This is a genomic window from Sphingobacterium sp. SRCM116780 (genome assembly GCF_021442025.1).
In the GTDB taxonomy this organism is placed as follows: domain Bacteria; phylum Bacteroidota; class Bacteroidia; order Sphingobacteriales; family Sphingobacteriaceae; genus Sphingobacterium.
The window spans coordinates 2,445,143-2,470,085 of the sequence record NZ_CP090446.1; the positions used below are offsets into that span (position 1 = coordinate 2,445,143).

The 24,943-nt window shown below is 35.5% G+C and carries 23 protein-coding genes and 1 tRNA gene; 16 read left to right on the top strand and 8 right to left on the bottom strand.

Features of this window, described 5'->3' with window-relative positions:
• Positions 1 to 405 precede the first annotated feature (405 nt).
• On the top strand, positions 406 to 2,535 hold the full coding sequence (rnr, locus tag LZQ00_RS10515; RefSeq protein ID WP_234509241.1) for a ribonuclease R: 2,130 nt from the start codon (positions 406 to 408) through the stop codon (positions 2,533 to 2,535).
• Between the two features lie 62 nt (positions 2,536 to 2,597).
• Here the strand turns inward: rnr and LZQ00_RS10520 are convergent, their stop codons facing one another.
• Positions 2,598 to 3,164, bottom strand: a complete 567-nt coding sequence (locus tag LZQ00_RS10520) for a DUF1572 family protein (RefSeq protein ID WP_234509242.1) — start codon at positions 3,162 to 3,164, stop codon at positions 2,598 to 2,600.
• A gap of 305 nt (positions 3,165 to 3,469) precedes the next feature.
• Here LZQ00_RS10520 and LZQ00_RS10525 point away from each other — a divergent pair, with 305 nt between their 5' ends.
• The 7 genes from LZQ00_RS10525 (at position 3,470) to rpsJ (ending at position 10,670) form a co-directional block, all read left to right on the top strand.
• Positions 3,470 to 3,853 (top strand): transposase, encoded by a 384-nt coding sequence (locus tag LZQ00_RS10525; RefSeq protein WP_234509243.1) that lies wholly within the window; start codon positions 3,470 to 3,472, stop codon positions 3,851 to 3,853.
• A complete protein-coding gene (locus tag LZQ00_RS10530) occupies positions 3,850 to 4,725 on the top strand; it encodes an IS3 family transposase (RefSeq protein ID WP_234509244.1) in 876 nt (291 codons plus the stop codon). The genes LZQ00_RS10525 and LZQ00_RS10530 overlap by 4 nt, the downstream gene beginning before the upstream one ends.
• 435 nt (positions 4,726 to 5,160) lie before the next feature.
• Positions 5,161 to 7,011 (top strand): acyltransferase family protein, encoded by a 1,851-nt coding sequence (locus LZQ00_RS10535; RefSeq protein ID WP_234509245.1) that lies wholly within the window; start codon positions 5,161 to 5,163, stop codon positions 7,009 to 7,011.
• Between the two features lie 129 nt (positions 7,012 to 7,140).
• Entirely contained in the window at positions 7,141 to 7,554 is a 414-nt protein-coding gene (gene rpsL / locus LZQ00_RS10540) for a 30S ribosomal protein S12 (protein ID WP_002993550.1), read from the top strand.
• A 19-nt stretch (positions 7,555 to 7,573) separates the two neighbouring features.
• Positions 7,574 to 8,041, top strand: coding sequence for a 30S ribosomal protein S7 (gene rpsG / locus LZQ00_RS10545; RefSeq protein ID WP_234509246.1), 468 nt, complete (start codon positions 7,574 to 7,576; stop codon positions 8,039 to 8,041).
• A gap of 128 nt (positions 8,042 to 8,169) precedes the next feature.
• Positions 8,170 to 10,287 carry an elongation factor G gene (fusA, locus tag LZQ00_RS10550; protein WP_234509247.1) on the top strand — a complete coding sequence of 706 codons (2,118 nt, stop codon included), beginning with the start codon at positions 8,170 to 8,172 and terminating at the stop codon, positions 10,285 to 10,287.
• A 77-nt stretch (positions 10,288 to 10,364) separates the two neighbouring features.
• On the top strand, positions 10,365 to 10,670 hold the full coding sequence (gene rpsJ, locus LZQ00_RS10555) for a 30S ribosomal protein S10 (RefSeq protein WP_013667229.1): 306 nt from the start codon (positions 10,365 to 10,367) through the stop codon (positions 10,668 to 10,670).
• A 201-nt stretch (positions 10,671 to 10,871) separates the two neighbouring features.
• Here the strand turns inward: rpsJ and LZQ00_RS10560 are convergent, their stop codons facing one another.
• Together LZQ00_RS10560 and LZQ00_RS10565 are read right to left on the bottom strand one after the other, a co-directional pair.
• On the bottom strand, positions 10,872 to 11,978 hold the full coding sequence (locus LZQ00_RS10560) for an AI-2E family transporter (RefSeq protein ID WP_234509248.1): 1,107 nt from the start codon (positions 11,976 to 11,978) through the stop codon (positions 10,872 to 10,874).
• A 200-nt stretch (positions 11,979 to 12,178) separates the two neighbouring features.
• Positions 12,179 to 12,823: a porin family protein gene (locus LZQ00_RS10565; RefSeq protein WP_234509249.1), complete on the bottom strand. Its 645-nt coding sequence runs from the start codon at positions 12,821 to 12,823 to the stop codon at positions 12,179 to 12,181.
• A 301-nt stretch (positions 12,824 to 13,124) separates the two neighbouring features.
• On the opposite strand from LZQ00_RS10565, the gene LZQ00_RS10570 reads away from it, so the two are divergent.
• Positions 13,125 to 13,195, top strand: a tRNA-Cys gene (locus LZQ00_RS10570).
• Positions 13,196 to 13,227: 32 nt separating this feature from the next.
• A complete protein-coding gene (locus tag LZQ00_RS10575) occupies positions 13,228 to 13,407 on the top strand; it encodes a spore protein (protein WP_234509250.1) in 180 nt (59 codons plus the stop codon).
• A 42-nt stretch (positions 13,408 to 13,449) separates the two neighbouring features.
• On the opposite strand, the gene LZQ00_RS10580 is transcribed toward LZQ00_RS10575, so the two are convergent.
• Positions 13,450 to 14,199, bottom strand: a complete 750-nt coding sequence (locus tag LZQ00_RS10580; RefSeq protein WP_234509251.1) for a copper homeostasis protein CutC — start codon at positions 14,197 to 14,199, stop codon at positions 13,450 to 13,452.
• Positions 14,200 to 14,510: 311 nt separating this feature from the next.
• On the opposite strand from LZQ00_RS10580, the gene LZQ00_RS10585 reads away from it, so the two are divergent.
• The 6 genes from LZQ00_RS10585 (at position 14,511) to LZQ00_RS10610 (ending at position 18,324) form a co-directional block, all read left to right on the top strand.
• On the top strand, positions 14,511 to 14,951 hold the full coding sequence (locus tag LZQ00_RS10585) for a hypothetical protein (protein ID WP_234509252.1): 441 nt from the start codon (positions 14,511 to 14,513) through the stop codon (positions 14,949 to 14,951).
• A gap of 61 nt (positions 14,952 to 15,012) precedes the next feature.
• Complete coding sequence (locus LZQ00_RS10590; RefSeq protein WP_234509253.1) at positions 15,013 to 15,306, top strand: Smr/MutS family protein; 294 nt, start codon at positions 15,013 to 15,015, stop codon at positions 15,304 to 15,306.
• Between the two features lie 87 nt (positions 15,307 to 15,393).
• Positions 15,394 to 16,065 (top strand): response regulator transcription factor, encoded by a 672-nt coding sequence (locus tag LZQ00_RS10595; protein WP_234509254.1) that lies wholly within the window; start codon positions 15,394 to 15,396, stop codon positions 16,063 to 16,065.
• Positions 16,065 to 17,348, top strand: a complete 1,284-nt coding sequence (locus LZQ00_RS10600; protein WP_234509255.1) for a sensor histidine kinase — start codon at positions 16,065 to 16,067, stop codon at positions 17,346 to 17,348. The genes LZQ00_RS10595 and LZQ00_RS10600 overlap by 1 nt, the downstream gene beginning before the upstream one ends.
• Positions 17,349 to 17,408: 60 nt before the next feature.
• Positions 17,409 to 17,849 (top strand): PepSY-like domain-containing protein, encoded by a 441-nt coding sequence (locus LZQ00_RS10605; protein WP_234509256.1) that lies wholly within the window; start codon positions 17,409 to 17,411, stop codon positions 17,847 to 17,849.
• Positions 17,850 to 17,865: 16 nt separating this feature from the next.
• Positions 17,866 to 18,324: a PepSY-like domain-containing protein gene (locus tag LZQ00_RS10610; protein ID WP_234509257.1), complete on the top strand. Its 459-nt coding sequence runs from the start codon at positions 17,866 to 17,868 to the stop codon at positions 18,322 to 18,324.
• A gap of 64 nt (positions 18,325 to 18,388) precedes the next feature.
• On the opposite strand, the gene LZQ00_RS10615 is transcribed toward LZQ00_RS10610, so the two are convergent.
• The 4 genes from LZQ00_RS10615 to LZQ00_RS10630 all read right to left on the bottom strand — a co-directional run bounded on the left by LZQ00_RS10615 (position 18,389) and on the right by LZQ00_RS10630 (position 24,912).
• Positions 18,389 to 19,393: a DUF1080 domain-containing protein gene (locus tag LZQ00_RS10615; RefSeq protein WP_234509258.1), complete on the bottom strand. Its 1,005-nt coding sequence runs from the start codon at positions 19,391 to 19,393 to the stop codon at positions 18,389 to 18,391.
• 609 nt (positions 19,394 to 20,002) lie between these two features.
• Entirely contained in the window at positions 20,003 to 21,151 is a 1,149-nt protein-coding gene (locus LZQ00_RS10620) for a glycoside hydrolase family 76 protein (RefSeq protein ID WP_234509259.1), read from the bottom strand.
• 74 nt (positions 21,152 to 21,225) lie between these two features.
• Positions 21,226 to 22,338, bottom strand: coding sequence for a family 43 glycosylhydrolase (locus LZQ00_RS10625; protein ID WP_234509260.1), 1,113 nt, complete (start codon positions 22,336 to 22,338; stop codon positions 21,226 to 21,228).
• A 93-nt stretch (positions 22,339 to 22,431) separates the two neighbouring features.
• Complete coding sequence (locus LZQ00_RS10630; RefSeq protein ID WP_234509261.1) at positions 22,432 to 24,912, bottom strand: glutaminase family protein; 2,481 nt, start codon at positions 24,910 to 24,912, stop codon at positions 22,432 to 22,434.
• Positions 24,913 to 24,943: the final 31 nt, after the last annotated feature.

Genomic DNA, 24,943 nt, shown 5'->3' on the forward strand with positions numbered 1-24,943 from the left:
ACAATAGTTAAATTTTAGCTATTGTATTTTTAAATAGCTGATATAAAATACATTAATACCATTTGAATAGATAAATATTTAAAATAAATATATTTAGCAAAAACTATCCAAAACACACAAACACTTTAAATAGAGATTAAACGAAACTAACAAATCTAAAACATTAAGCAATAAACATCATTACCACCTATATATCAAATGGTTATAAATGCTAAAAAGAACTGTAAATACACAACAAGAAAAGAGACTAAACAAAGGACATGATTTAACATAAATTTCAAATTTATATTTGTACCTTGTAGGTGATAAGACAAGGGAAACCGCGAGTGAAGTGAAACTAGTAGATCTGATAAAATCGCCACGTCTCCCCTACTTAACAACAGTACAAAAAGTAAATAAACACGTATGACGACAAAAAAAGAAAACCCATATCAAGAGGTTTTGACACAGCTCATCATCGACATCTTTGAGAAGTCAAATAACAAACCACTCAACTACAAACAAGTCGCATCCAAATTAAATGTTCAAGACTCCGATTCTAAAATAGCTGTTGCCAACATCCTAACTGCCAACCCGAAAAACAGCCCTTTCTTAGAGGTAGAAAAAGGTAAATTTAAACTTCGCCAACTCAAGGTTTATATTACAGGAAAAGTGGACATGACCACTGACGGGTCAGCCTATATCGTACCTGAAGATGAGTTTGAAAATGACATCTATATAGCCCCAAGAAAACTACGCCAAGCGTTGCATGGAGACATCGTTAAAGTGCACACATTTGAGAAGAGTAGAGGACGTAAAAAAGAGGGTGAGGTTGTTGAAATAATACAACGTGCAAAAACGGATTTCACTGGTATTATCAACCTTTCTCCAAACTTTGCATTCTTCATTACCGATGATCGAAAAATGCTACATGATATTTTCATCCCGCTCGATCATTTACATGGTGCAAAAGATGGTGAAAAAGTTATTGTATCCATTGTCGATTGGCCTAGAGAAGCAAAGAATCCTATCGGAGAAGTGAAAACCGTTTTAGGAAAAAAGGGAGAGAACAATACGGAAATGAATGCCATCTTGGCAGATTTTGGATTTCCACTTCAATTTCCTAAAAAAGTCGAGAACGAAGCGAATGCAATACCAGAGAGCATCGCTAAGGAAGAAATCGCTAAAAGAAAGGATTTCCGAAATGTCACCACATTTACCATTGACCCTGCTGATGCAAAAGACTTTGATGACGCCATTTCTTTTCAAGAATTAGAGAATGGAAATTACGAAATTGGAGTGCATATAGCCGATGTATCACACTTTGTCATTCCTGAATCAGAACTAGACAAGGAAGCCTTTGAAAGAGGAACATCCGTATACTTAGTTGACAGAGTAATTCCAATGCTCCCTGAGCGACTTTCTAATGGCGTCTGCTCTCTACGTCCACATGAAGACAAACTATGCTTCTCTGCCGTCTTTGAGATCGATGAGAAAGCGAATATCATTAACCAATGGTTTGGCAGAACTATTATCCATTCCGATCGTCGTTTTTCTTATGAAGAGGCACAAGAAGTTATTGAAACAAAATCAGGAGATTTTGAAAAGGAGATATTAAAATTAAATGAACTGGCTTATATCTTAAGAGAACGGAAATTCAAAAATGGAGCAATTGCTTTCGAAAGTGAAGAGGTTAAGTTCGTTTTGGATGAAAATGGTAAACCGACTGGTGTTTATACCAAAGTCCGAAAAGATGCCCATAAACTCATCGAGGATTTCATGCTTCTTGCAAACAGAAAAGTAGCTGAATATATCGGAAAACAAGGTAAAGGAAAAAACAGACTTCCCTTCGTCTATCGGTTTCATGATGTTCCAAATCCAGAGACATTGACAACATTCTCGCAATTTGCTTCTCGGTTTGGTCATAAATTAACGATTAAGTCGGATAAAGAGACCGCAAAATCTTTAAATGCTTTAATGACGAAAATTGAAGGCAGTAGAGAGCAGAACATGTTAACATCTCTTGCCATACGCTCGATGGCAAAAGCGATCTACACAACGAAAGGAACGAGTCATTATGGATTAGCATTTGATTACTACACCCACTTCACCTCCCCTATCAGAAGGTATCCTGATGTGATGGTACACCGACTGTTAGCTTACTATTTAGACGGAGGGAACAAAATCAATGCGGATCATTACGAAAAAATGTGTGAGCACGCTTCTCAAATGGAAAAAAAGGCCGCTGAAGCAGAACGCGCATCGATTAAGTATAAACAAGCAGAATTTCTAAAAGATCAGATCGGTACAGAATATACAGGCATTATTTCTGGAGTAACTGAATGGGGTATGTATGTAGAAATACAATCCAATAAATGTGAGGGAATGGTCAGATTGCGCGATATCGTTGATGATTTTTACGTCTTGGATGAAAAAAATTATGCAATCATTGGTCAACGCAAGAAAAAGAAATACCAATTGGGTGATGAAGTTCAAATCAAAGTCAAAAAAGTAGATTTAGACAAGCGTCAAATCGATTTTACTTTGATTAGCTAACAAAATAAAAACGGAAGTGCTCGCGAGCGCTTCCGTTTTTATTACGACCTCTATGTCAAGCATTACCCATCTAAATGGCGCAACATCTCGTCTGTAAAGTGTTCGACATGTCTTAGTTGCGTAAATTTAACGGCGTTATAAGCCTGTGATTCTCCTTTCGGAATAGATAAAGATCTCCAGTTATTACCTTTCATCATTTTTCCTAACATCACAATCTGCCCCACATGATAGGGATAATGGGCAAGTTGCCTATTAATTGCTTCTACGACTGTATGGCCTTGATTTCTGATGTAAACAGTCCTGCTAAGATCTTCAAATTCGAGGTTTTTCAACGTTGCAAACAAATGATTCCAAGATTCTTCCCACTCTCGAAACAAACGATCCTTGTCTTGATCCACCAATTCAAATTCAGCATCTCGATTACGCCATTCTTTCTCACCATCAGCGGTTAAAAAATCTGTAAATCGCGACTTCATATTACCTGAAATATGCTGAATAAGAACAGCCACACTATTACTTTCTTCATTGTAACGCCAAAATAATTGCGTATCATCCAATTGACCCAACGTACTATCAACTAAATGTTTATAATACAAAAACAACTTTTGAATATCTTCTAAATAATTCATAACCATACACTTTTTACTTCAGAAAAAACTATTTCTCACACATCTTCTTGAATGACAGTTAAATCTAGCTAGAAAAAATCATTTTTTTCTAGCTAATAAAAAAGTTGACATTTCACTGAAAATAAGGAATTTCACACCCTCAAATCCATTCGTATTACTAAAATGAAGATGCATATTCTTGCAAAACTTGCTGTATATAGTTTTTTTTTCAAAAAACCTGCTATCAAATACAAAGTGTCTATTCCTAAATGTCTATTCCTAAATTACCCTTACACAAATCGGAGTAATTATTAATTTTATATAATATGGAAACACCGAGAAAAGGGAAACATACAGGAGCCCCTGTTACCTACGAATCATCTTTTAAGATTGCAGTTGCCAGAGAATACCTTGAGGGCAATCTGAGCCAGTCACAGCTTGGGCGTAAACATGGACTTAAGAGTGGCGAGGTGGTTCGCTATTTTGTCAACTGGTACAAAAAGAACATCGCCCAAATCCATTCAGGCCTTATTTCACCTGACAGCGAGCTGCCGCCTTTAGCATCCAGCAGTCCTGATGAGCAGCTTCAGGAGGAACTCCGGCTTGCCAGGCTGAAGATTACCGCCCTTGAGATGATGATCCATATTGCAGAGCAGGAGCTGGATATCGATATCCGAAAAAAGTCTGGTACCAAACCGCCAGTAAAATGAAGGAGATATTTATCAATATTCCCCTGAGTACCATTTGCTCGCTGTTTGGCAGAACAAGACAGTCCTGGTATGAAATGAACGCCAGAAGGGACGTTTCGGTGATTCAGGATGGAATGATACTAGAATGGGTCCGGGAAATCAGATCAGTGCTTCCGCGTACAGGATGCGTAAAGCTTCTTCATATGCTGCAGCAGAACCTCAAAGCGCATCATATTACCATCGGAAGGGATGCTTTTTCCAGGCTGATCAGGGACAATGGCATGCTGATCTATCCCAAAAGGAGATATGTGACCACCACGATGTCCTACCATCATTACAGGAAATGGCCGGATATGATCAGCCGGGCAAAGCCCCTGATGGCCGAGCAGGTCTGGGTAAGCGATATTACCTATCTGCGGACAGGCACGGGATTTATCTACCTTTTTCTGATCACAGATGCCTATTCCAGAAAGATCGTAGGCTACCATCTCAGCCAGTCACTAAAAGCTTCCGGATGCCTATCGGCACTCCAAAAGGCTATAAACGGCAGGGAATATAAGCAAAGGCCGCTGATCCACCACTCGGACAGGGGGATACAGTACTGCTGTGATGCCTATGTGGAACTATTGCAGAGAAACCATATCCAGATCAGTATGACTCAATCCGGATCACCCTATGATAATGCAATTGCCGAAAGGGTAAACGGTATACTGAAAACAGAATTTGAGCTCTATAACACCTTTGAGTCCTATTCAATGGCTATTGAACCGGTGTGCAGAGCGATAGAAAGATACAATAATGTCAGACCGCACATGAGCTGTAAAATGATGACACCGGCGCAAAGACATAGTCAGGAAATCACTAAAACAAGAAACAGTACAACCCGATTGTAAGGGTATACACGGACAAAGAAAAAACAATGTAAGGATATATCCGTATAACTTTTTATAATTGTAAGGATTTAACCGTTTAACTATCCGAATGCTGTAAGGATAATTCAGGATAAGACAAAATCTTACACATAGTAAAATAATTCATATGTAAAACGTAGCTCATACGTACTTCAACCGTACCTCATTCGCTTTTGTTCGAACGAGGTACGAACAAAAGCGAATGAGGTCCGAACCAGCTCCCTACTATTTCACCAGTTAAATCCCAAGTAACTTTATTTTAAAATCAAACTGAGATTGATAATAAGGTTTACGCAAATACCGCTAACATGTCGTTTAAACTACCGTTACACCCATCAAAACATGATGAAGTAAAATTAAATAGGTGGAATAAATTATTTTGCTCAGATTTGCAGTTTACAACAAGCAGGAATAAAAATGAAGTTTAGAAATGACATAGGAGCGCTACGCGCTTTGGCAGTGCTAGCCGTACTTTTTTTTCATTTCAAAGTTCCATATTTCAACGGAGGCTTTAGCGGTGTTGACGTTTTCTTTGTTATTTCAGGGTATTTGATGACACGCATCATTTTAAATGGATTCGAGAATGAAAACTTTTCTTTCAAGCATTTCTATTCCAAACGGATTACTCGTATCATACCCGCTCTCCTTTTTCTTTTAGTTGGATTGATGCTGATCGGAAATTTCATTTTACTTCCCAGTGATTTACAACAATTGGGAAATAACGCTTTTTTTAGTGCGCTGTTTGTTTCTAACATAGATTATTATCTCCATAGTGGTTATTTCGACGCATCGTCTCAAAATAATATACTCTTACATACTTGGTCGCTTTCGGTCGAATGGCAATTTTACCTCTTGTTTCCATTATTACTATATCCATTTAAAGCAATCTATTCAAAAAATAAGATGCTATTTACGAGTATTTTTATTGGCCTGATCATTTTTTCATTTGGATTAAACCAGTATATCAACACAAAGGATCTATCCTTTAGCTTTTACATGTTCCCAACACGAGCATGGGAAATGTTGATTGGAGGACTTGCATTCTTACAAGAAGGTTTATTAAGAAAAGGGATTTATAACGGATTCAAAAAAGTCATTGCAGTTATCGGATATGGAACATTATTGGCATGCATATATTTGCTAGATGAAGAAAATATCAGTTGGCCCTCCTATTACACGCTAATCCCAGTATTGGCAACATTTTTCATTATTATCACACAGTCTGACTTTAAAATTTTAGCTTTTAAACCGATTCAATATATCGGCAAATTATCTTATTCACTCTATTTATGGCATTGGCCAATCTATGTATTGGCGATATACCTGGGGTTCAATCAACCAAATGCTACTTTTTTTATTTTTAGCCTCTCCTTCTGCTGCGCTTGTGTTTCGTATTATCTTATTGAATCCAATAAAAGGTTTGACCGAGTTCGACTGACAATATTTTCTACATTAGCTGTAGTCGTATTAGCCATCATCGTAATGATATTTCCATATGATCGACTAAAAATCAACGAAGAGATAGAACATCTAACCAACTACAATAGCATCTATAGAAAAGAACATCTTCCTACTCAATTCAGAAAAGGTTCTTGCCACTTAGATGTTGACAATACATTTCAACAATATGACTTTGCCTCCTGCGCTACCATTTCACCCAACAAAAAAAACATTCTTTTATTAGGCGATAGTCATGCAGGGGTATTTGGCCAATCCCTAAAAGAACAGTTAAGCAAGTTAGACATCAACTTACTTCAAGCAACGGTATCGACTAGTTATCCGCTTTTAGAAACAAAAGGACCAAAAGTTTCCTGTGAGCTGATTGATTATATGTATCAAGCATTTATCCCAAAACACGCAAAAGATATAGATGAAGTCATACTTGTCGGTTTTTGGGGATCACAGCAATACCCAGATGAGACTTTAAAGATCAAATTACAACAAGTTATCCAATACTTTAAGTCCAAAAACATCCCGTTAAAGATGATTGGACAAACACCTACCTATTCCATCATTTTTCCCAATATCTTAGCTCTTCAGCTAAAACACAGTAAACTGAATGAAAGTAATTACCTTGAATACCGGTCTGCCCATATCAATCAGTATCTCAAAACATTTATTCCAGCGGACATCTATATTGATATATATGATTTACCAGAGGTGATCAAGTACAATGGAAAGGATCCGTACATGCATGATGACGATCATTTGTCAAAATATGGGGCTGATCAGGTTATCTCGTATTTATTAAGAAACAAGCTGATTTAAGGATTACAGGTTGATTTACAGAAAAATGTGGAAAACTAATTGGGTGAGTATTTCAATTTAACAATAAAATCGCTATCTTTGCGGACTTATAATAATTTAAAAATTAAATTAAATAACAAAAACAGGTAAATGCCTACTATTCAACAATTAGTTAGAAAAGGTAGAGTAGCTCTGGTTGATAAGAGTAAGTCACCAGCGTTGGATTCATGTCCACAGCGAAGAGGTGTATGTACACGTGTATATACTACTACCCCTAAAAAACCAAACTCAGCAATGCGTAAAGTAGCTCGTGTACGTTTAACAAACGGTAAAGAGGTTAACGCTTACATCCCTGGAGAAGGTCACAACTTACAAGAACACTCAATCGTTTTGATTCGTGGTGGTCGTGTTAAGGATTTACCAGGTGTACGTTACCACATTATCCGTGGTGCATTAGATACTTCTGGAGTAGCAGGTCGTAACCAACGTCGTTCTAAATACGGAACAAAACGTCCTAAACCAGGACAAGCAGCGGCAGCGCCAGCAAAAGGTAAAAAGAAATAATTAAACGGAGGAAAGAAAAATGAGAAAATCAAAACCAAAAAAGAGAATCATTTTACCTGATCCAAAGTTTAACGACACTCAGGTAACACGTTTTGTAAACAATATGATGTATGATGGTAAAAAATCAACAGCATATGATATTTTTTACAGCGCGATTGAATTAGTAGAGCAAAAAACTAGCGAAAGTGGTTTAGAAGCTTGGAAAAAAGCTTTAAACAACGTTATGCCAGCTGTAGAGGTTAAATCTCGTCGTGTTGGTGGTGCTAACTTCCAAGTTCCTATGGAAGTTCGTCCTGAGCGCAAAATTGCTTTAGGTATGAAATGGTTAATTTCATATTCTCGTAAACGTGGTGAAAAAACAATGTTCGAAAAATTAGCAGGAGAAATCATTTCAGCTTCTAAAGGTGAAGGTGCTGCTGTTAAGAAGAAAGAAGATACGCACAAAATGGCGGAAGCTAACAAAGCGTTCTCACACTTCAGATTCTAGTTTTGAACACAAACACCCAAATATGATTACACCGATCTTAGGTAAACGTTTATTCTTTTATCAGGATCGGTGTACTTATTTAGACAAAAAAACATACGGCCTTATCTAGGCTAATGCTTAAAAATATTATGGCAAGAGATTTAAAATTCACTAGAAATATCGGTATCGCTGCTCACATCGATGCTGGTAAAACTACAACAACTGAGCGTATTCTTTACTACTCAGGAGTAAATCATAAAATTGGTGAAGTACACGAAGGTGCTTCAACAATGGACTGGATGGAGCAAGAAGCTGAGCGTGGTATCACGATTACTTCTGCTGCTACTACCGTGTTCTGGCAGTACCGTGGCAACAAATACCAAGTAAACGTAATCGATACCCCAGGTCACGTGGATTTCACGGTAGAGGTAAATCGTTCATTACGTGTATTAGACGGATTAGTTTTCTTATTTTCAGCAGTTGATGGTGTTGAACCTCAATCTGAGACTAACTGGAGATTAGCGGATAACTATGCCGTTCCTCGTATTGGTTTCGTTAACAAAATGGACCGTTCAGGTGCTGATTTCTTAAAAGTTGTTGGTCAGGTAAAATCAATGTTAGGTTCTGATGCAGTAGCTTTACAACTACCTATCGGAGCTGAAGATTCATTCACAGGTGTTGTTGATTTAATCAATAACCGTGGTATCGTTTGGAATGAGCATGATAAAGGTATGACTTTTACAGAAGTGCCAATTCCAGAAGATATGTTGGAAGAGGTTGCTGAATACCGTGAAAAATTATTAGAAGCTGTTGCTGGTTATGATGAGACTTTGATGGAAAAATTCTTCGAAGATCCTAATTCATTAACTGAGCGTGAAATCTTAAATGCTTTACGTGCAGCAGTATTGGATAACTCCATCGTTCCTATGGTTTGTGGTTCATCTTTCAAAAACAAAGGTGTTCAAACCATGTTGGATTTAGTAATGGAATTATTGCCTTCACCAATGGATTCAGAAGGTGTAAAAGGTACTAATCCAGATACAGGTGCAGAAATTTTACGTAGACCAGATGTTAACGAGCCTTTTGCTGCATTAGGTTTCAAAATCGCAACGGATCCTTTCGTAGGTCGTCTATGTTTCATCCGTGCTTATTCTGGTAAATTAGATGCTGGTTCTTATGTATTGAATACGCGTTCAGGTAACAAAGAACGTATCTCTCGTATCTTCCAAATGCATGCTAACAAACAAAACCCTATCCCATTCATCGAGGCTGGTGATATTGGTGCTGTTGTTGGTTTCAAAGACATCAAAACGGGTGATACATTATGTGATGAAAAACACCCTATCGTGTTAGAGTCAATGAATTTCCCAGAACCAGTTATCGGTTTAGCTATTGAGCCTAAAACTCAAGCTGACGTTGATAGATTAGGTATTGGTCTTGGTAAATTAGCTGAAGAAGATCCTACATTCGTAGTAAAAACTGACGAGGAAACTGGTCAAACAGTTATCTCTGGTATGGGTGAACTTCACTTAGAGATCTTGATCGATCGTTTGAAACGTGAATTCAAAGTTGAGGTTAACCAAGGTGCTCCTCAAGTATCATACAAAGAGTCTATCAACGGTACTACTGAACACCGTGAGGTATTCAAAAAACAATCAGGTGGTCGTGGTAAATTCGCGGATATCAAAGTTGTTATTTCTCCAGCTGATGCAGATTATGATTTAACTAAATCACCTCTTCAATTCGTAAACGAAATTGTTGGTGGTAAAATTCCAAAAGAATTTATCCCTTCCGTTCAGAAAGGATTTGAAACATCAATGAAAAACGGTGTATTAGCAGGATTTCCATTATCAGGAATGAAAGTTCGTTTGATTGATGGTTCATTCCACGCTGTCGATTCAGATTCATTATCTTTCGAATTAGCGGCTCGTTCAGCATACCGTGAAGCATTACCAAAATGTTCACCAGTGTTAATGGAACCTATTATGAAAATAGAGGTTTTAACACCAGAAGAAAATATGGGTGATGTAATGGGTGACTTAAACCGTCGTCGTGGTTTGATGCAAGGTTTAGATACGCGTAACGGTTCTCAAGTAATTAAAGCATTAGTTCCACTTTCGGAGATGTTTGGTTATGTAACTCAATTACGTACTATCACTTCAGGTCGTGCAACTTCTACAATGGAATTTGATCACTTTGAAGAAGCTCCTCGTAACGTAACTGAAGAAGTTGTTGCTAAAGCAAAAGGTAAATTAAAAGGAGAATAATCCTTTCTAAATAAAGACAAACCGATCTCCTGTTGATAATAGCTCTAACGGGAGATCATTTTTAAACAAAAACAAGAATGAGCCAAAGAATCAGAATCAAATTGAAATCATACGATTACAATTTAGTTGACAAATCAGCTGAGAAAATCGTAAAAACAGTAAAACCTACAGGTGCAGTTGTTAGTGGTCCTATTCCATTACCTACTGAGAAAAAAATCTATACCGTTTTACGTTCACCACACGTTAACAAGAAGGCGCGTGAGCAATTCCAATTGTGTTCATACAAAAGATTGTTAGATATTTATTCGTCTAACTCTAAAACTGTTGACGCGTTGATGAAACTTGAATTACCTTCAGGTGTTGAAGTAGAAATCAAAGTGTGATAGGATTTCAGTACATGAAACAAGAAAGGCTTCTAATGATAAATTAGGAGCCTTTTCTTTTGGTTTTTCTTACCATTGGAAATCTATAGCTACTCAACCATAAGACAATTGTCAATTTTTTATAAGTCAGTTATTTTTGAAATTTATAGCTTAAAAATTTATGTCCCATACCATACTTAAAAAGTATCAATAATTATATTATTAATTCTTTTTAGGACTTATAGTTTTTAATATGCTCATATAAGTACTTCCTTTATTATCTTCTTCTCCTAATAAAAATCCCCAAGCTTTTAATTCTTTAACACGATCCATAATGATCTTACAAATAGCAAGTATTGGAATTGCTAAAAACATACCTGAAATTCCCCATAACATCTCCCCTACGATAATAGCCATCATCGCAAATAAAGAATTCACCTTTACTTTAGAGCCAACAACCTTAGGCACTATAAAATTACTATCGATAAGATGAATAAGGATAAGCACGCTAATGACAATTAAAACATGTGTAAACGAAGACGTGGCGAAGGTAAGAAGTGCAATGATTAATATGGATGTAAATATACCAACATAAGGTAATACGTTAAATACACCTGTGATAATGGCCAATAACAAGCTATATTTTACTCCTATAATACTTAATGAAGCAAACACTAGAGTAGATACGATCAGCATTTGTAATAATAATCCAATCAGGTATTTCTTTACCACATATTGAATCTGGGTCACGACATCCATGACAACTTCATGATGCTCTTGTTTATTTAACAGTAATAAAAAACGAACAATATGGCTTCGATAGATTAATAAAAAAAACGTGTATAGGAAAGTAAATACCAATAAAATGAATAACGAAGACAAAGATAAAAGCGCAGTACCTAAAATAAGAGTACCACTATCCAATGACTTGGTCGCTGTCTTATTGAGAATGTCCATTTGTTCACTATGCATCACACCAAAGCGATCGCTAACCCAGGCTTGTAGATTTTGAATGCCAGCCATGATTTGTTCTTTAAAAGCTGGCCAATCATCTTTAATCATTGATAATTGCGAAGCTAGCATATAAAATCCATAGCCTACTATTCCAAAAAACAATAAAACGGTAATGATTCCCGCAACTGTACGTGGAAGTTTCAGTTTTCTTTCAAAGAAATTACTGACAGGAACTAACAACAGAGCCAATAGTAAGCCTAAAATAAATGGCACTAAGATCGTATCTCCAATTTTAGCTAAATAACCTAATATGACTATAGAGATTAATGTACAGGCAAATTTTATGTAGAATGGTAAACTTAGAAATTTTATCATCGTGAACTATATATGTATTGATTTAGAACAATAAAGCTACAGTAAAGTTTGAAATTAAAAAAATTTCCTAAAACTAGCCATTCAAAATACCAATAAAGAAAGAATATAATATTGTAACCGAGTGTATTCGATATATCTCAAGCATAAAAAACAAAAAAGCAGCCCGAAAGCTGCTTTTATTCTTATATTATTCTTTATTCTTATAATTGGAAACCAATTCCAAATGAAAGCACTCGATTAGAGAATTTATCGTTTGAATCACTACTTGGAGATAAATTACTCAATCCCAATCCATAACCAGCATTAATCAACAAACCACTATTAAATTTGTACCCTAACATAAAGTTAGCACCTGCATCAATGACTTTCATATCTTTATCATCTCCAGAGAATTTAAGATCATAGTTTCCTTCGGCTGTACCACCCCCAATGTTTCCCTTTACTTTAGTTTTACCACTTACATTAAATCCCAAGTAAGGACCAGCTCCTAAAAATACAGAACCAGATGTTCCCGTAGGGATATAATATACTGCATTTACAGGAATCTCGATTGACATAACATTTGTTGTAGATGATCCATTCGATCCGTCGCCATCATATTGCATTTTATTTCCTTTTCCTTGTAATGAAACACCAGGTTGGATGGAAAAATTAGTTCCTACAGGAAGATCAGCAAAACCAGTCACATAAAATGATGTATTGTTTTTTTGAAAATCCTTTTCTAAATCTGATGGATTACTGTATTTGCCTAAATTGACACCAGCTTTTAATCCATAGCTAGTTTGAGCCTGTACACCTGCAGATAATAAAAATGCTGCTCCAAATGATAGTAATAACTTTTTCATTGTTCTATGTTTTATATTAATTTATTTTTCTATTTCCATATGTATTGCAAGTTGCAAGCCAAATCAATAAGATGCTTATTTCCAACTCAATAATAGATAATCTTTCCCTGACAAGAGTGTATTAAAAAATATACAAACTGACTTACCAAACACAGTTTACAAATCAATGCTTTTAGTATATCAAAAAGAATAACAAACAAAAAAGCTTGATAATGATTTGTTTAAAAAATAAATTGTCAATAGTCTTTTTTAATCCAATTATTAATTTTACTTTTGCATTCCCTCAGGGAACAAAAAAGAGGGTCGGATGGCCGAGTGGCTAGGCTGAGGTCTGCAAAACCTCCTACAGCGGTTCGAATCCGCTTCCGACCTCGTTTTATTGAACAATAAAAAAATTTATCAAAATGGGAGTTACACGTTTAAAAAGAAAAGATAGAAGAAATAAAACTACTTCACGTGTTGAAGTTCAGTTTTTAAGCTTAGGTAGTAATATTGAACTTGGTTCAAGATCTAAAATGAAAAAAACAAATCAAATCGTTAAAAACGACGCGGTCTTAAATAAATTAGCCTCAGAAGCTAAGTAAGTATAAAAAATATAAGAAGCAATAAAGTTGTATTGTACAACTTTATTGCTTCTTTAAGATGTCTACCAATTGGTGGACTTTTTCTTTTGAGGTGCTGTAGATAGATTCATTCATTCCTGCTACTTCTACCCGATCATAAGTCATCTCTGATAACAATGTTTCCTTTGCTGAAGTATGAATAGCAATTGCTCCAGTTCTTTCTAATATTTCAGCTATATTTGTATTATCCACAGAAGCTCCTGGCATAATAACAATTTTTCCGGCAGCATAATCGACCAGTTGTTTTAGTAAATCTACTCCTTCTATAGCTTTATTTCTTAATCCAGAAGTCAATACACGATCGATTTTTAAGTCCATCAAAATAGCTAAAGAAGCAAATGGATCAACACATTTATCAAACGCACGATGGAAAGTCACATGCATAGGTCTTGCAGCTTCCACTAATGTTTTTGTTCGTTCGATATCTACCATACCATTTCTCTCCATAACACCAATAACAACACCATCACATCCCGATTCCTTACAGAATTGAATATCAGCTATCATTTCTTCAAATTCCAATGTTGAATATACAAAATCACCACCTCGGGGGCGTATGAGTACGTGTATACCAATATCAACTAGCTTTCTTGCCAGAACAATCTGACCATATGAAGGAGTTGTTCCTCCATTCTCCAAGTTTTGACATAATTCCACCCGAGTAGCACCACCTTGCGCTGCATACAACGCGGATTGTGGAGAATTCGCACAAATCTCTAACTGATATTTATTGATACTAATTTCTTTTCCCATGCATTTAATATATTATTTTTTTATTGAAAAACTATCTTTTCATAAAAAAAGAAAATCCAGCTAGATTTTTTTATTTTCTTCAAATTAAAGCATAAATCTCAAATGCATTTTAATTATACATTCCTATCAATACTATTCTTCACTCAATAAAATTGCTCCTCTTGTTACACGACAAAAATACAACAATACAACCACACAAATAAATTATAGTTTATATGTATATCAGCCTAAAAAAAATAGAGTTATAACCCTAAGTTATAATTAATTAGAAAACTTTTTAAAAAATTATTTGTAATTTAATAATATAAAAAATGGGTTATCAATCTTCCAACAACAAAGATGCTATTATGTCAGTCGTATCTAAAGAGTATGAAATTCAAGAAAATCTCATTGTTTTAATTGAAGATCTTCAAAATTGTATATATGACTTCAAAAATCGCATTGCTGATTATAGTCAATTATATAATAAGGCACGCAACCAGAGAAGTCAACCTGGCGAACAAAGCGAAAAGCTTGTTGACCAAATCGGTGAAAAACATACCTTTTTGTTTTATAAAGTGGAATTACTGGACTATTTATTTGAAATTATTTCGGATTATAGAGATGGGAACGGTCTTTTTCAAAATTTGGTCGATATGTTTGATCAAGTAAAAGAAATCATGCTGGAACATGCTGAAAAAGAACACTACGAGTTAGCCGCCACTGTAAAAAAATGGTATGATCGCTTGGCTGATGCCATTTATATCAAGTAACTGGAGCCTTCCTTTATTTGTTAGTTTCATAATTGTATTTTTGCATTATATTAAAAACATTATGAAGAAACCTTCCGAACAAATAGATTTACATGCTGAAGCTTTTTTACTCGATTGGGAAAATTATTCAGCAGACGAGTTAGCAAACGAATCTATGATCTATATGCGAGACATGCTAGACGCCGCTATCTATTGGGATATGCCAGAAATTAAATTTGTCCATGGTAAAGGAAAAGGAGTCCTCAAAAAAATGGTTTACGATGAATTAAGCATCTACAAAAACCAAGGTGCAATATCGCATTACCATCCTGCCTATCATAATGAAGATATCGTGATCGTTGTCATTGGATTTTAATCTGTTGATACCTAGAAATAAAGATCACCTATAAAATTCCTAAATCTTTCCCAATTCGAGTTTTATCCTTGTCTATTGAATTAAAATATGAAAATACTATTGATAGAAGATGAAATAGCGCTAAGTCAAGTAATCATGCAATCTTTAGTTGATGAGCAATATCTTGTGGAACAAGCTTTTGATTATGAAAGTGCCTTATCAAAAATAGCATTATATGCTTATGACTGTATTTTACTGGATATCATGTTACCAGGAGGATCAGGCTTACAATTATTGGAACAGGTAAAAGAAATGGGAAAAGATGAATCCATTATTATCCTCTCCGCTAAAGATTCTGTTGATGATAAAGTAAAAGGATTAGAGCTTGGAGCTGATGACTATCTAGCCAAGCCTTTTCACCTAGCAGAGTTACATGCGCGAATAAAATCTATTATACGACGGAAAAATCAACAAGGAGATGATATTCTTGTGTACAAGAATGTCGCGCTTAATACAACAGATCGAACAACACAAGTTAATAATAAGATCATCAATCTCAATAGGAAAGAGTTTGACTTGCTTTACTATTTTATGATCAGACCGACTAAATTAGTGCAAAAAAATGCCTTAGCGGAATCAATCTGGGGAGATCATATTGATCAAGCTGATAGTCTTGACTTTATCTATTCTCAAATTAAAAATTTAAGAAAAAAATTAAAAGATAATCATGCTCAACTTGATATTCAAGCCGTGTATGGCATCGGGTATAAATTGATTTAATGAAAAAGTCGCTTAAAAACTATACCATACGTTATATCACAATCATGATTCTCATCGTGATTGCCTTATGGGCGACCTTGTTCTATGCCTATATCATGGAGGAAGTATATGACAATGTAGATGATGGATTGAAAAATCAAAAGATTGAAATCATTCGTGCGGCTTATGAAAACGAGTCCATTTTACAGACAGCTGATTTTGGGATTAATCAATTTAAAATAACGAAATCATTACTCAAGGAAAAACAAAAGCAAAAAAATATATTCAAAAATGATTTTATCTATATGCCTTATGATGAAGAAATGGAGCCTTATCGCATTTTAAGCACCAATTTCTATGGGAAAGATAATCAGTTATATGACTTAGAAATTCGCACTTCAACTGTTGAAGAAGACGAGCTAAAATCAGATTTAGCGACAGCATTGATTATTCTTTATATTTTTATTATCATCAGCATCTATTTCATTAACAGAATTGTATTCTATCGCGCTTTTAAACCTTTCTATCAGATATTAGACAAATTGGAAAAATATCAATTTGGCAAAACAAAAGAAGCTGTACATATCGCTAGTAATGTTAGAGAATTTGATATATTGAATATCGAAATTGACAAAATGATCGATCGGAATGAAAAGATATTTAAGCAACAAAAATTATTTATTGAAAATGCATCGCATGAATTACAAACACCGTTAGCGATTAGCACCAACAAATTAGAGCTACTATTAGAGGATGAGCAGTTAAATGAAAATCAGCTGATTAAAATTAGTGAAACAAAAGAGGCTCTCGATCGGATGATCAAGTTAAATAAAGCACTGTTGATGCTTTCTCGAATCGAGAATAATCAATTTGAACATACTGTAAACTTAAATTTCAACAGTCTTATTCAGCAGTTATGCCATGAATTTTCAGAAATCTTAGACTTCAAAGGAGTTACAGTAGAGGTTCATGAGCATGATATATTCCAAGCGGAATTAAATTCAGATTTGGCGAATATTTTATTGTCCAATTTAATTCGAAATGCAATTTATTATAACAAGCAAAACGGCGGTCTTATCAGGATAGATATCTCGAAAGAAAAATTATCTATCGCCAACAGTGGAAAACAAACAGCACTACATGGAGAAACTATTTTTGATCGATTTAGAAAAGAAAATACGGCTATCAGTTCCAATGGATTGGGATTATCGATTGTTAAAACAATCGTAGAAACAAATAAAAATCTAAAAATAACCTACTCATACTTAAATAATTTACACACTTTTTCTCTTTATAAATTATAATTCCTAATTCTTTCCCAAATCACTTGGCAACTTTGTGATATAAATAAAAGGAGATATCATATGAACAGAATTAAATCAATGGCTATCGTCGTGTTAGTCGCCTTATCGACAAGTGGATTTGCACAAAAAAAAGTAATAAATAGCAATCAGTTGCCTGCAAATGCACAAACATTTATTAAAAACAATTTTTCGACTAATCAGATCAGCAGTATCATCGAAGAAACAGAAAATCTATTCTACAAAGAATATAAGATTATCTTAAAAAATGGCACAAAAATAGATTTTGATAAAACAGGAAACTGGGAAGAAGTTGATGGGGAAAATACGGCAATCCCTTTAAAGATCGTTCCGACTGCAATTAAAAATTATATCGCTAAAAGTTTTCCCGATACACAGATTGTAAAAATCAAACAATCAAATCGTAAATACGAGGTCGAAATATCAAATGGATTGGAATTGCAATTCAATAAAAAAGGACAATTCATTAAAATTGATGATTAAGTAAGAAAGGGAAAAAATGAAAAAATTAATTTTAATATGCACAGCGTTATTTGCCATAGTGTTCATGACCCTATCATGTGACGACAAGGACAACGATTATCAAGTTCCAAGTTCATCCTTACCTGTACCTGCATCAAGTTTCCTTGACACGCATTTTAAAGGTATCCATATTCGAACTGTTGAAAAATTAATCCCTACGCAAACAAATGGTACCGTTTACAGTGTAGATTTAGTAAATGGTATAGAGGTAGATTTTGATCAAGAAGGAACTTGGAAAGAAGTAGAAGGTGATAATAATGCTGCCATTCCAACAAGTTTTATATTACCATCCATAGTCACTTATGTGACAACAAACTATCCTGCGATAAAGATTAATACCATTGATAAAGTTATTAGTACATTTGAAATCGAATTAACAAATGATATCGATTTACTTTTTGATATGGAAGGTAAATTCATTCGAGTTTTGTTATAATATAAGCATACAAGAAAAAGCCTCTTTCTAAATAAATAGAAAGAGGCTTTTGTATGATTAAATCTTACTTTTTTGCTGGTGTAATTTTTATTTTTCTAAATTCAACAGCAGCATGATCACCTTGTAGATAAATAGGACCTGATTCGCCTTCTTTACTATCAAGTGCACCTCCTGTAATTCCTGGGATCTCTTGGTTGCTGATGATGGTCTTTCCATTTGCTACAACAGTTACTAAACGTCCGACAAGGGTAACTTCATATTTTTGCCATTCATTGGTTCCTAAAGTAGCCATTTCATTTGGTGACAAGAATCCATAGATCCCACCGAAGTACAGATTACCTGGATGTCTATCCTTAGGACTATCCTCAATCTGTAATTCATAACGTCCTCTCAAATAAATACCAGAATTTGCGTCAGTTGTATAACGAAATTCTGCTTCCAATTTAAAATCATCAAATTTTTGATCAGTAATTAAGTTAGCACCAGCTTTTTGGTTTATTAAGATTCCATCCTTTACTACCCATTGATTATTAGCTGATGTTGCTTTCCATCCAGTCAAATCTTTTCCGTTAAAAAGTTCAATTGGTTTGCCCCACTTTACAGTACTTGTACGTTTTAAATAAGGAGCTTTTTCACCCGTAAAGTCAAAACTAGTCCCTTTGTTTGTCTTCACTGTTCCTTTCATACCATTGGCAGTCAGTTCACCCTGGATCACAAAATCACCTTCACCCCCTTCCCATTGTGGAGGTATCGAAAACGAGAATTTTCCGTTCTCCAATTTCACATGAGACACAGGACGCGCACTTCCGCTGTCACCTACATAATATCCCACCAAAGTAGTAAATCCAGAAAGTTTTATCTCCAACCAAGAAGGGACCACTTTTCCCTGTTTATTCACATTTAAATCCCAACGACCTAGTAAATTTTTAGCTGCTTCTGGAATAACCTGTTTGACAGGATTATGCTCTTCTGTAGGATCTTTTTTCTTCTGATCTTGAGCCTGCAATGATGTCATACCTGCTCCCAAAAGGCAAAACAGAACACTATATTTTAAACGATTCTTTAACATTTCTTGAAACTTATTGATGTAGATTTCTAATTGTCTTTAATAAACGAATATACTAAAATATCATCTGCTTTAAAGAATCTGCCCTATAGCAATCCTGATACAAAAGCAAAACAGTTACCTGATTCGTATTTCATATTTTAAAAATAATAAAGAATATGTCTATTTATTTATCCTGTTGCCTTTTTTATGAAGAGTGTCTTATTTGATTCTTTTAACCTTATTACATTTTCGACAAACCCAAGTTGGATAGATATTGTTATGTGTTGTTACATCCCATCTATGTTTGCAAAATAATTTCTTTCTAAAGATATAAAGTAAAATAATGAGAACGATTGCTATTATGTATAAAGTATCCATATACAAATTAACGTCATAATGATGAGTTTTATGATAACATGCAGCAAACTTAATCAACAAATAATTATCCCTTAATGTATTATTATCAGATAGCAGATGAACTGTCTACCGTAAACAAAAAACTCATTATTGCACAAAAAATAAACCCAGAGCATACCATGTTTGCATGAACTGGGTTTAGTAATGTTTATCTTTAGCACTTAGGGAATGTCTACCTCAACTTATTGGTCTTCATCAAGAATTAGGTTATTTCTATTTTTCAGCCAGCACTAACATGAGTGCAGGAATTCCACTGGCATCATAGCAAGAGACAATTTCCTTTTCATCCAACTTCTTTGTATAATCTTTTGTTGTCAGATTCCGTTGTTGATCCCGATTACCCCACCCTACTGTTACCGTATGTCTCAACCAAGGTAAGTAACTGGCTTGCTTACCATCTTGGATCAATCGAATCATATATTGTGCTAAGATCGCTGCATAGACTCCTTGTTCCTCCCCTTTTTCATAAGGTAACACATCAGCCTTAGATAGCACATTTTTTGTGTAGTCAGCGATTAAGATCGCATCGGTTAAATAAGATTTTTGCTTTGTGATTTTATACAGGATAGTTCCTGCCCCTATAGCCGTCGCTTGATTGTAAAGATGAGTCGTCCAATTGGGTTGACCATCTCCATGTTTTGAATCCGCAATTCGCCCCATAGAACGATCCAATAGATTATTGGACGACCAATCATAAATTTCTTTTGCTTTGGCTAAATATTCCTTCTTTTTAGTTACTTCATATAAGGTCGCTGCAGCAATAACAGTTGGATAGTTGATACAAGACATCTTTCCCTTTCGCCCAAAAGTCCAATCCCAAAACATCCCACTTTTCTCCTGATCATAAGATCCTATATCTATCCCAGGTACACCACTCCAAACTCTTATAAAACCAGATTCAGCATGTGCTAAAAATTGCTTATCCTTTGTCAATTCATAGGCACGAGCCATAGCAATCACCCACCACATGATATCATCGTAAATAAACCATACTTTATCATTTGTCCAATCATAAGCTGCATAATGCTTTTTGTTCCCTTCATACAGATCATAGATGAACCTCAGATTTTCCTTGGTTTTATTTCTTTTATACGCATTCATTGCCATATCCCAATAGATCGCTTGTGTCCATATGGCACCGACATCTTGTGTCTTTTGTGTATCGCGATAATACAGCTTTCGGACAGGGTCGAACACCTGTTGATTAAAAGCTTGGTAAGCCTTGTCTACATTTTGTTGAATTAATTTTTGAGCAAGATCCTGTTGCGTTTTCGTAAGATTGACATTGGATTGTGCATTTGACGAAATAGGTATCATCCCCATTGCGCAGATAATCAAACTATATCCGATCAATAACTTCATTCTAGTATTTTTAGGTTAAAAATTTATCCCTCTTAGTCTATCCAATAGTTCGAAATGCTTTTTTAATTTGCTGATCATTTTCTTGATGATAATGCAATTGTATTAAAAAATGGAGCTGATTTAGCATTGATGCTACTCGTATTCTTTTCGACAAGAGGCCAATCATCTACCCATGCAATTTTATCCAAAAGAAGCACACGTCTATTTCCTCCAGTAGGCACACGATCTTGTTTCGGGTCGATACCGTGATACAATAGCCAATCATCACCATGATCATCTGTCATTATTCGAGAATTATGTCCAGTTCCGACAAACTTTGTATTCCCTTTTAACAGCAGTGTTCCACTGCCCCTATTTGTTAGATCATGACCTTCTCGATCATAGTAAGGTCCTTGGAGCTGTTTGGCCCTTCCTACTAAGATATGGTAGGTACTTTTTGCACCCTCACAACAAGAACCTTTTGAACCAAAAAAGTAATAAAAATCCTTTCGTTTATGGATCACTACAGCTTCAAAATCTCCAGCTGCAACCTTAAACTTTTTATGCATGTCAAGTACCTGTAGTCCATCCCCCGTAAGCAGGGTGCCATAAGTACCTTGCGTACTGGCATCACTAAAACTACCCCAAAACAAATAATTAGCTCCTTTTTCACGAAAGAAAAATGGATCAATTGAATTGGGCACATTGATTTGATGACTATCAAACACTTTTCCATGGTCGACAAACGGTCCTGCAGCCTGATCAGCAGTAGCAACACCTATGCCTGGATTGGGATCTCCCCAAGTAGAAAAAGCGTAATACAATACATATTTGTTATTTAACCGAACCACATCAGGTGCCCAAATTCCTCCTTCTGGTTTCCAAGTTGGTTTTTGTTGAAAAGCTGTCCCAATCCAAGTCCAATCCACCAGATTTTTAGAGTGCAAGATAGAAACTAGACGTTGTCCTTTTCCATCTCCCCAATTATCTGCTGTACCGTATGCATAGAAATCTTTTGTGTTTGGATCTCTAACCACAGATGGATCAGCAAGGATAGGTTCAAAAACAGGATTGATATATGTTTTTTTCAATACACTTGCTTTGTTTATCTCCCTTGGATTTTTTACCGAATCGACAGGAGAATGACAAGAAAACAGAACGTGCATTAAAAAAATAGCATAAACCTCATATTTTAAAATCTTTAACATTTGGATTATTTCTTACTTAGCTAATTGTCTTGGTATTTAAAGTTAAAAAGGGTCTTTATACACAATTGCATATAAAAGACCCTCACACCAAACTTAATTTACTTTTTTTAATTTTTCTGCTAACATTTTGATAAAATATCCGCCCACTACAGCTCTGGCCTTGAAACCTGAACGTTTAGGTTTATCTGTAAATGTCCAATCAGACATAGGAACACGATCCACCGTTTCATTCATAAACCGATATACAGGATTTATAAAACGCTGAAAAGTTTCTTTATCATTGGCCATTGTTGCTGTCCAACAGATCCAATCTGTTTTGGTATAAGGTTGACGATTATCCAATGGAAGCCCGTACATGTTTTGTTTTGTCAGGTAATACTTGACCTCCGCTGTTTTGATATCTGCATCAAAAATTCCCATTTTCAACAATTCATCCCATACCAAATTATATTTTTGACTCCAGGTATTCGATTTATCAAAGGTTAATTTATAATGATCACCATCCTGCGCCATCTCTTTCCATTTCTTAGCCATTGATTTGGCTTGGTTGATATATTGATCAGCCGTTTGTTGATCGCCTTGCATACCTACTAAATATCCGTAAGAAGCAATTCCGAGAATTGCCTTGATCGATAAATTGGCATTGTGCGCAAAATGACCAGCAAAATCATCTGTACACAATTGATTTTCAGGATCAAGTCCTTTTTCCACTAAATAATTAGCCCATGTTGTCAATACTTTCCAATGCTTCTTTGCATAGTTTGCGTTTCCCTCCATTTTAGCAACAGCATAAGTCGATATCAACATATTACCAGATTCTTCTACTGGCATATCTCCACCATAAGTCTGTCCATTTGCTAATGGATACGTTCCGACATCATGGGCAGCAAATGGTTTCGTCCATTTATTACTTTCACTGTAGTAGAAAATAAAATTCATCAAGGCTTTCGCCAATTCAGGATTATAATACAAGAATAAAGGAGCTGATGGATAGGTAATATCTACGGTTCCGATCGATCCATTACTATCATTTTCTTTGGATAATAATAACAGATCACCATTGGGAGCTTTCACTAATTTATGGGCAGCTATCGCTTGTCTATAGGCCAAAGCACATAAAGAGGCATACTCTTGACCACCTGTCTGAAAAGCTGTTTGCATCAGGTTGGCATCAAACTGATCACAAGCTTGTATTAATTTGCTATATTCATTATTGGCGAGATCAAATTGCTTCTCAATTGAACTATTATTGTCTCTGTTCCAATAAGGACGTAAATTTTCATTAAAATATTGGATAGAATAGATATCATCGTAACCCAAAAGCACTTTATCGCTATATTTTGAAGTCACCTCAAATGATTGTACTAAAGCGAACTGATTGCCAGTGCTGGAACCTGGAGCGGACTGACCTCCCTTCAAGAAATGAGTGCGTAACAAGTGACTATCCCCCACCATCGCTTTGGTATTTCGTTGATCTCCTGCCATATAAAAATAACCCCAGTCTATGCGAAGATCATCTCCTTTTTTGCCTAAAATCTGTTGGCTTTTACTTCCTGTTTTTACATATTGCAAAGAACCCTTTTTAAACTGGCTACTTGCTGCTTCTTGCATTGGGGAATTTAAAGCCCAGTTTGGAGCAGCTTCCAGATAAAGTTGAACTTGGTGTTTTTTACCATCCTTAGCTTCTACTTGATAGGAAAGATAATTAACAGGACGACTCAGTAAGTCCAAGTTATCCAAAAATACAGGAGCTGTAAAGGTCACTTTCAATTTTACAGGACCACAAGCAAAAGCATAATGCGTCTGTGTCGCTTGAACGTCAACACTTTCCTGTTGTGCAGTCTGATCAAAATGGGTACTGCCTTCTTTTTCTACAAATAACCCAAAATCAAAAAATCCATTTGCTACACGGTTATAACAATAGCCAGCCAATAAATTTTTTCCTTTTTTAAGTGACTTAACCACTTGATCTGAAAGTTTAACACGTGTATTCTTACCCGTCGCATTACCCGTATTAACAACTTCGATACCATTCACATACAAAATAGCATCATCATCGTGTGTAAATTCCACATAGACAGATTTTCCAGACAAGTCCTCATCCAAATTGATCACTCTGCGAACCCAAATCTTAGGTTCTTGCCAATCTGTTTTCACATGAGATTCTTTATCTTTTGTACCAAAAGGAGCAATTCCAGTTTTCCAATTGGTATCATTGAATTGCAATTTAGTCCAATCCGATGCTGGTTCCGATTCACTATACTGCGCTTTCCAGTTTTCATCTCCCCCCATTCTAGCAATAGGGTTTAACTCTACTTCCTCTTTACCTAAAAAACGATAGGACTTACCATCCACTTTAATGACTCCAAGCAAAGGAAAAGACTTTCCTGTCCAGTGTCTCACCACATCACCATAAAGCTCATTGCTGTAAGACCAGGCACTTGTATTTGGATCCACTGTAACCAATGGAAATGCGGGTGCACGTAAATTGTTTTTTATTGGACTATTTTGTGCCGATAACGAAAGCGATTGACAAAGAATAGCGACAACTGCTACAAATTTTAATTTCATCATAAATACTACTAAAAGTTAATACAAATAAGGG

What these genes read in the sequence shown, in the direction of transcription:
- rnr (WP_234509241.1), top strand. Translation starts at nt 406, where the DNA reads ATGACGACAAAAAAAGAAAACCCATATCAAGAGGTTTTGACACAGCTC.
- LZQ00_RS10520 (WP_234509242.1), bottom strand. Translation starts at nt 3,164, where the DNA reads ATGAATTATTTAGAAGATATTCAAAAGTTGTTTTTGTATTATAAACAT.
- LZQ00_RS10525 (WP_234509243.1), top strand. Translation starts at nt 3,470, where the DNA reads ATGGAAACACCGAGAAAAGGGAAACATACAGGAGCCCCTGTTACCTAC.
- LZQ00_RS10530 (WP_234509244.1), top strand. Translation starts at nt 3,850, where the DNA reads ATGAAGGAGATATTTATCAATATTCCCCTGAGTACCATTTGCTCGCTG.
- LZQ00_RS10535 (WP_234509245.1), top strand. Translation starts at nt 5,161, where the DNA reads ATGAAGTTTAGAAATGACATAGGAGCGCTACGCGCTTTGGCAGTGCTA.
- rpsL (WP_002993550.1), top strand. Translation starts at nt 7,141, where the DNA reads ATGCCTACTATTCAACAATTAGTTAGAAAAGGTAGAGTAGCTCTGGTT.
- rpsG (WP_234509246.1), top strand. Translation starts at nt 7,574, where the DNA reads ATGAGAAAATCAAAACCAAAAAAGAGAATCATTTTACCTGATCCAAAG.
- fusA (WP_234509247.1), top strand. Translation starts at nt 8,170, where the DNA reads ATGGCAAGAGATTTAAAATTCACTAGAAATATCGGTATCGCTGCTCAC.
- rpsJ (WP_013667229.1), top strand. Translation starts at nt 10,365, where the DNA reads ATGAGCCAAAGAATCAGAATCAAATTGAAATCATACGATTACAATTTA.
- LZQ00_RS10560 (WP_234509248.1), bottom strand. Translation starts at nt 11,978, where the DNA reads ATGATAAAATTTCTAAGTTTACCATTCTACATAAAATTTGCCTGTACA.
- LZQ00_RS10565 (WP_234509249.1), bottom strand. Translation starts at nt 12,823, where the DNA reads ATGAAAAAGTTATTACTATCATTTGGAGCAGCATTTTTATTATCTGCA.
- LZQ00_RS10575 (WP_234509250.1), top strand. Translation starts at nt 13,228, where the DNA reads ATGGGAGTTACACGTTTAAAAAGAAAAGATAGAAGAAATAAAACTACT.
- LZQ00_RS10580 (WP_234509251.1), bottom strand. Translation starts at nt 14,199, where the DNA reads ATGGGAAAAGAAATTAGTATCAATAAATATCAGTTAGAGATTTGTGCG.
- LZQ00_RS10585 (WP_234509252.1), top strand. Translation starts at nt 14,511, where the DNA reads ATGGGTTATCAATCTTCCAACAACAAAGATGCTATTATGTCAGTCGTA.
- LZQ00_RS10590 (WP_234509253.1), top strand. Translation starts at nt 15,013, where the DNA reads ATGAAGAAACCTTCCGAACAAATAGATTTACATGCTGAAGCTTTTTTA.
- LZQ00_RS10595 (WP_234509254.1), top strand. Translation starts at nt 15,394, where the DNA reads ATGAAAATACTATTGATAGAAGATGAAATAGCGCTAAGTCAAGTAATC.
- LZQ00_RS10600 (WP_234509255.1), top strand. Translation starts at nt 16,065, where the DNA reads ATGAAAAAGTCGCTTAAAAACTATACCATACGTTATATCACAATCATG.
- LZQ00_RS10605 (WP_234509256.1), top strand. Translation starts at nt 17,409, where the DNA reads ATGAACAGAATTAAATCAATGGCTATCGTCGTGTTAGTCGCCTTATCG.
- LZQ00_RS10610 (WP_234509257.1), top strand. Translation starts at nt 17,866, where the DNA reads ATGAAAAAATTAATTTTAATATGCACAGCGTTATTTGCCATAGTGTTC.
- LZQ00_RS10615 (WP_234509258.1), bottom strand. Translation starts at nt 19,393, where the DNA reads ATGTTAAAGAATCGTTTAAAATATAGTGTTCTGTTTTGCCTTTTGGGA.
- LZQ00_RS10620 (WP_234509259.1), bottom strand. Translation starts at nt 21,151, where the DNA reads ATGAAGTTATTGATCGGATATAGTTTGATTATCTGCGCAATGGGGATG.
- LZQ00_RS10625 (WP_234509260.1), bottom strand. Translation starts at nt 22,338, where the DNA reads ATGTTAAAGATTTTAAAATATGAGGTTTATGCTATTTTTTTAATGCAC.
- LZQ00_RS10630 (WP_234509261.1), bottom strand. Translation starts at nt 24,912, where the DNA reads ATGATGAAATTAAAATTTGTAGCAGTTGTCGCTATTCTTTGTCAATCG.